Here is a 5,899-nt window from a genome sequence, read left to right as displayed (position 1 = left end):
CCAGCATCACGTCCCACAGGCCGGACGCGGTCCAGCGCCGGAACTGGCGGAACACCGAGTTCCAGTTGCCGAACTCGGCCGGCAGGTCACGCCACGGCGCGCCGGTGCGCGCGATCCAGAAGATGGCATCGAGCACCCGCCGATGGTCGCGCGCGGGCCTGCCGCCAAGCGGGCTGGCTGAGACCACGAAGGGCTCGAAGAAGGACCACTCCTCGTCCGTCAGCAGTCCGCGGATCAACGCTGATCTCCATCCCAGAGATCAGCTTCGAATCACACTCCACCGCGTCGAGGGAATCCCCCTCAGGTCAGTTTGTCCACGTGGCCTAAGACAGATCCACTCGCAGGAAGGTTCATCCGCTGACTTCATCCGTGACGTTCGCTGCTGCGCGTCGATAGCTTAGGTGGCCGTTGTGAGGAGCGCTACATCTTCGCACTCCCCAGCAGAATCTGGATCGAGTAGCCTCTCGATAGTCGCTGAAGATGCGACCGCGGCTCGGGCTCATGAGCCACAGCGTCGCTCGATCGAGACAGTGGCTCGCGAGCCGATGGTTCCTTCCTGGGCCTGGCATATGCGGGGGGCGGAAGCGCGCAACGTCGCTAGCGCCTGGCCCGAAATGTGGTTCGCAGTTCGCACCCTTCGGCTCTGATCTCAATCGCTTAGCTGCGAACCATGGCCGCGTCGGTTCGCAGCCGTGGTTCGCATGGTTCGCACCCCCTCCTGATCCTGGATGGTCCGATGACGCTCCCCTGGATGGCAGCGAAGATCCTGCTGCGCCCGGTGGCGGAGTTGCGCGCGCATCCCGGCAACGCGCGCATGCATGGCGCCGCGCAGATCGAGCAGATCAAGGCCAGCATGCTGGCGTTCGGCTTCACCAACCCGCTGCTGGTGGACGAGGCCGGCGTGCTGATCGCCGGTCACGGCCGGCTCGAGGCGGCCGTCGCGCTCGGCATCGAGAAGGTGCCGACCATCGTACTGCGGCATCTCACCGCGGCGCAGAAGGAGGCGCTCCGGCTCGCCGACAACCGCATCGCGGAGAACGCGACCTGGGACCAGGCGCTGCTGCGCGACGCGCTCGCCGCGGTGCAGGCGGCGCCGGACCTCGATCTCGCAACGCTTGGCTTCTCGGCCGCGGAGCTCGACGACATCCTCGCGGCGGCTGGAGAGGCCGTGTCCGACGGCGACGCGCCCGAGGCCCTGTCGGCACCCGCGGTCCAGGGGGGCGGGGACGGCGCGGCGGAGACGGATGCCTCGGCGGAGGATGACCCCGCGGATGCCGAACCGGATCCGCCGCGCCAGGCCGTCACCCGACCAGGCGACCTCTGGCTGCTCGGCGAGCACCGGCTGCTCTGCGGCGACAGCACCGATGCCGCGTCGGTCGCCCGCGTCATGGGCGCGGACCGCGCGGCGCTGCTCTTCACCAGCCCGCCCTACGGGAACCAGCGCGACTACACCACCGGCGGCGTCTCGGATTGGGATGCCCTGATGCAGGGCGTGTTCCAGCATCTCGACCGGGCCGTGCGCGCAGACGCGCAGCTGCTCGTGAACCTCGGCCTGATCCACCGCGACAGCGAGTGGCAGCCCTATTGGGCCGGCTGGCTCGAATGGATGCGCGCGAAGGGCTGGCGCCGCTTCGGCCTCTACGCCTGGGACCAGGGGCCCGGCCTGCCTGGCGACTGGAACGGGCGCCTCGCACCGGCCTTCGAGCTGGTGTTCCACTTCAACCGCGAGGCCCGCGCGCCGACCAAGATCGTGCCCTGCAAGTGGGCCGGCACCCCGAACAAGGGCAGCGGGCTCCGCGCCGCGGACGGCGAGGTGAAGGCCTACACCCATATTGGCCTTCCGGTGCAGGAGATGCGGATCCCGGACAGCGTGCTGCGGATCACCCGGCACAAGGGCCGCGGCATCGAGACCGAGCATCCGGCGGTGTTCCCCGTCGCGCTGCCGGAGTTCCTGATGCGCGCCTACACGGACGAGGCCGAGGTCGTGTTCGAGCCCTTTTCGGGGAGCGGGACCACTATCCTGGCGGGCCAGCGCACGGGACGGCGGGTCCGCGCGATCGAGCTCGCTCCGGCCTATGTCGACCTGGCAATCGCCCGCTGGCGGATGCTGCATCCCGACCTGCCGGTGACGCTCGCCGACGATGGCCGCGACTTCGATGCGGTAGCGGCCGCCCGAGGGGAGGTGCTGCCCGATGCAGCCTGACCTGCAGGTGACCACCGTGGCCGTGGCCGCGCTGGTCCCCTACGCCGAGAACGCGCGGACGCACTCCCCCGACCAGATCGCGCAGATCGCTGCCTCGATTGCCGAGTTCGGCTTCGTGAACCCGGTGCTGGTGGACGCCGCCGGCGTGCTGGTCGCGGGCCACGGGCGGGTCATGGCTGCGAAGCGCCTCGGGATGGCAGCGGTGCCGGCGATCCGGCTCGTGCATCTCACCGAGGCGCAGGCCCGGGCGCTGCGCCTGGCCGACAACCAGATCGCGCTCAACTCCGGGTGGGACGAGGCGCTGCTCGCCGCCGAGATCGCCCGCATCCGCGACGAGGCAGTGGTCGATCTCGACGTCCTCGGCTTCTCGGGCATGGAGCTCGACCGGCTGCTGGCCGCAGCCGATGCAGGCCTCGAGGACGACGCCGACGACGCGCCCGACCCGCCGGCCTTCCCCGTCACCCGCGCCGGCGATCTGTGGCGCTGCGGCGACCACCGCCTGCTCTGCGGCGACGCGACGAAGCTAGCCGACGTGCAGCGCGCCCTCGGCGCCACCCACCTCGCGGACATGGCCTTCACAGATCCGCCCTACAACGTCGCCTACCAGGGTGGCACGGCGGCCATGATGACCATCGCCAACGACGCGCTCGGCTCCGGCTTCCTCGACTTCCTGCGCCCGGCGCTGGCGAATCTGCTCTCCGTGACGAAGGGCGCCTGCTACGTCTGCATGTCCTCGTCCGAGTGGCCGACGCTGCATCGCGCCTGGCAGGAGGCGGGCGGGAAGTGGTCGAGCACGATCATCTGGGCGAAGAACACCTTCGCCCTCGGCCGCGCCGACTACCACCAGCAGTTCGAGGCGATGCTCTACGGCTGGAAGGCCGGCGCGCAGCACTACTGGTGCGGGGCGCGCGACCAGGGGAACGTCTGGCACTTCGACAAGCCGGCCAGGAACGACCTTCACCCGACGATGAAGCCCGTCGCGCTCGTCGAGCGCGCGATCCGCAACAGCAGCAAGCAGCGCGACACGGTGCTCGACCTGTTCGGCGGCTCCGGCACGACGATGATCGCGGCGGAGCGGACGGGCCGCCACGCGGCGCTGCTGGAGATCGACCCTGCCTATGCCGACGTCATCGTCCGGCGCTGGCAGGACGCGACGGGCAGGACGGCGGTGCTCGATAGCGAGGACCGCATCTTCGACGACATCGCCGCGTCGCGTGCCCGGCACGCCGCGTGATCACGGCGCGTCCGGGCGCGTCTCCGGCTCCTGCATCCAGGCCGGGATGTCGCGCTGCGCGTGCAGCACGCGCCAGACGTCGATGTGGTCGGGCTGCTCCCGGTAGAACACCACGAAGGGAAAGCGCCGCAGCGGCCAGGCGCGCAGGCCCTCCAGGCTCAGCTCATACGCGTAGCGCAGCGAGCCGACACCCGGATGCGCGCCCAGGCGCCGGAACGCCTGCTGCAACGCGTCGATGAATCGTAGGGCGAGGGGCTCGCCGCCCTCGGCCAGGTAGTGGGCGATCGCTTCGTCAATGTCCTGCTGCGCGAGTTCCCGCGGGACGACAGGCCGCGCGGTCACGCTCGGTCGGCGCCGCGCAGCCCTCGGCGCAGCCCGTCGAAATAGGCGTCGTCAGCGACGCTGCCGGGACGGGAGGTCGCGCCGGCCAGGAGCAGGCCACGCAGCCGCTGGCGCTCCTGATCCTTCCGGATCAGCTCGCGGACGTATTCGCTGCTCGTGCTGTAGCCGCCGCTCTCGACCTGCTGGTCGACGAAGGCCTTCAGCGCGTCGGGGAGGGAGACGTTCATCGTGCCCATGCCCGGCAGAGTGGCCCTCTTGGCAAAAATTGGCAAGCGCGGCGTCGGCTAGCCGCAGGCAGATGTGATCCGGAACGGGGAAAGAAAGCAATGATTGCAGCGCGGTAGATGCTTGGCTCGGCTCCGCCGCAGCGCGAATGGTCCGTCACGCGCAGGGGATGCCCTGCACCACGACGGAGACGACCATGCCCGACCGCGGAGCCCGCGCCGCTCGCAATCAGCAGAAGAGCCTCGAGGCCTTTCTCCAGCAGAAGGCACGCTTCGACGCGATGGTCGCGGAGCTTCAGCAGATGAGCGCGGATCACTTCGGGGCAGATCCCGAGGACGTCCTCTGGGGCAAGGCCGCGACGCTGGAACACTGGAACAGCCGGCTGGCGAGCGTGACGGATTGCTACTTCAAGCGCGGCGAATTCGCCGAGTAGCGCGCAGCGCCCGCCGCGACGCGGCGCCGCCATCGCCCCGCCGGGAGTCTTGCGGGGCTTGGGGTGGTAGCACCCGGCTGGTCGGGTGCCGAACCGGAGACCCAGACGATGAAGCTTTCCGACACCCAGCGCGTGATCCTGAGCGCCGCCGCGCAGCACGAGACGGGCCTCGCCCGCGCGCCGAAGACCCTGCCGGCGCCCGCCCGCAACGCGGTGTTCCGCAGCCTGATCAAGAACAACCTGCTCATCGAGATCAACGCCCTGCGGGAGCATGTCGGGCTCGGCTGGCGCCAGGATGAGGACGGGACCTGGATCGTGGCGCGCATCACCGACGACGGGCTGCGCGCCATCGGCATCGACCCGAACGCGGGCGACGCGCGCGCGGAGGACGAGCAGAGCCTCGAGGCCATCGCGCGCCGCAACGCCGAGCGCCTGGCCGCCGCGGAGGTCGCCGCGCCGGTGGCCGACACGGCGCCCACGGGCGGGGAGGACGCCGCGGAGGGGGATGCCCCCTCGGACGAGCCCGAGCCCACACAGGGCGCGCCCACGCCCGCCCCGCGCGCCAGCCTGCGCGACGCCGCCGCGGCGGTGCTGGCCGCCTGGGACGACGAGGCCAACCGCGAGACGGACGTGATCACCGCCCTCGACGGCCCGATGCAGGTGCTCCGCGTCGCCTTGGCCGGCAAGCCGCCCCGCACGGCCCGCAAGGCCGGCGCGCCGCGCAAGCCGCGCGAGGGCACGAAGCAGGAGCAGGTGCTCGCCCTCCTCCGCCGCGCGGAGGGCGCGACCATCGCGCAGATCTGCGACGCGACTGGCTGGCAGCAGCACACGGTCCGCGGGTTCTTCGCGGGCCTGAAGAAGCGCCAGGGGATCGAGGTGCAGGTGCTGGAGCGGGTCCGCCAGGTCGGCCCGAACAAGGAGGGCGCCCGCGGCTCCTACTCCGTCTACCACCTGCCTGCCTGACGCGCGCCAGCCACAGGGGCCGGGATCATCGAGCGCGCCGGGGATCATCGCGATCCCCGGCGCTCTTGCGAGTTGGCTGGGCGGGGCCACCGTCACGCGCTGGGATGACGAACTCGTAACTACTTCGGTCCAGCGAAATGTGGTCGACACGACCTGCGCGATCTACCTCAGAGTCTTGTGTGGACGGCCCCTTCGACGCAAGGGCGATTTGACGATCGGCGCCGCGGTCGGGTGCGGTCATGTGTCCGGCCTGTCTGCGCGGCTCATGGCCGCTGGCCCTGATGCAATCCGCGGCCTGGCTCCCAATCAGTTTCGCGCGCTCGGGGGCGCGAGACTCTAAACGGGTTCTGCCTGGCCCCGGGTTCGACCGGTACGCCATCACGCCACCATCGCCCTCACGCACCCGCCGGTCGCGGCGACCTCCGACGGGGAACCGCTAATAATTAGACGCCGGCAGGCAGCGCGGATGCCTCCTGCGGCCGGTAGTTTTCGCCCCGCG

The 5,899-nt window shown here is 70.6% G+C and carries 7 protein-coding genes; 4 read left to right on the top strand and 3 right to left on the bottom strand.

Translation table 11 applies throughout. The annotated features are described in order from the left end of the window. Positions 1–256 (bottom strand): transposase (locus tag H596_RS0118630; protein WP_408735293.1); only part of this gene is annotated, 256 nt, incomplete at its 3' end. 414 nt (positions 257–670) lie between these two features. On the opposite strand from H596_RS0118630, the gene H596_RS0118625 reads away from it, so the two are divergent. Then, on the top strand, positions 671–2,203 hold the full coding sequence (locus tag H596_RS0118625; protein WP_245584076.1) for a site-specific DNA-methyltransferase: 1,533 nt from the start codon (positions 671–673) through the stop codon (positions 2,201–2,203). Beyond that, positions 2,193–3,437, top strand: coding sequence for a site-specific DNA-methyltransferase (locus tag H596_RS0118620; RefSeq protein WP_037302051.1), 1,245 nt, complete (start codon positions 2,193–2,195; stop codon positions 3,435–3,437). Before H596_RS0118625 ends, H596_RS0118620 begins: the two co-directional genes overlap by 11 nt. On the opposite strand, the gene H596_RS0118615 is transcribed toward H596_RS0118620, so the two are convergent. Further along, positions 3,438–3,779, bottom strand: coding sequence for a type II toxin-antitoxin system RelE/ParE family toxin (locus H596_RS0118615; RefSeq protein ID WP_027286151.1), 342 nt, complete (start codon positions 3,777–3,779; stop codon positions 3,438–3,440). Further along, on the bottom strand, positions 3,776–4,015 hold the full coding sequence (locus H596_RS0118610) for a type II toxin-antitoxin system ParD family antitoxin (RefSeq protein WP_027286150.1): 240 nt from the start codon (positions 4,013–4,015) through the stop codon (positions 3,776–3,778). The genes H596_RS0118615 and H596_RS0118610 overlap by 4 nt, the downstream gene beginning before the upstream one ends. Positions 4,016–4,200: 185 nt before the next feature. Here H596_RS0118610 and H596_RS0118605 point away from each other — a divergent pair, with 185 nt between their 5' ends. Next, positions 4,201–4,437: a hypothetical protein gene (locus H596_RS0118605; protein WP_027286149.1), complete on the top strand. Its 237-nt coding sequence runs from the start codon at positions 4,201–4,203 to the stop codon at positions 4,435–4,437. Positions 4,438–4,545: 108 nt separating this feature from the next. Then, positions 4,546–5,400, top strand: coding sequence for a DUF3489 domain-containing protein (locus H596_RS24770; RefSeq protein ID WP_027286148.1), 855 nt, complete (start codon positions 4,546–4,548; stop codon positions 5,398–5,400). Positions 5,401–5,899: the final 499 nt, after the last annotated feature.

Source organism: Rubritepida flocculans DSM 14296 (assembly GCF_000425365.1).
Taxonomy (GTDB): domain Bacteria; phylum Pseudomonadota; class Alphaproteobacteria; order Acetobacterales; family Acetobacteraceae; genus Roseococcus; species Roseococcus flocculans.
This window is presented reverse-complemented; position numbering and strand designations above follow the sequence as displayed.

Bases quoted from the DNA above. Each gene is read 5' to 3' on its own strand.
- H596_RS0118620 (WP_037302051.1), top strand. From the start codon at position 2,193: ATGCAGCCTGACCTGCAGGTGACCACCGTGGCCGTGGCCGCGCTGGTC.
- H596_RS0118610 (WP_027286150.1), bottom strand. From the start codon at position 4,015: ATGGGCACGATGAACGTCTCCCTCCCCGACGCGCTGAAGGCCTTCGTC.
- H596_RS0118625 (WP_245584076.1), top strand. From the start codon at position 671: ATGGCCGCGTCGGTTCGCAGCCGTGGTTCGCATGGTTCGCACCCCCTC.
- H596_RS24770 (WP_027286148.1), top strand. From the start codon at position 4,546: ATGAAGCTTTCCGACACCCAGCGCGTGATCCTGAGCGCCGCCGCGCAG.
- H596_RS0118605 (WP_027286149.1), top strand. From the start codon at position 4,201: ATGCCCGACCGCGGAGCCCGCGCCGCTCGCAATCAGCAGAAGAGCCTC.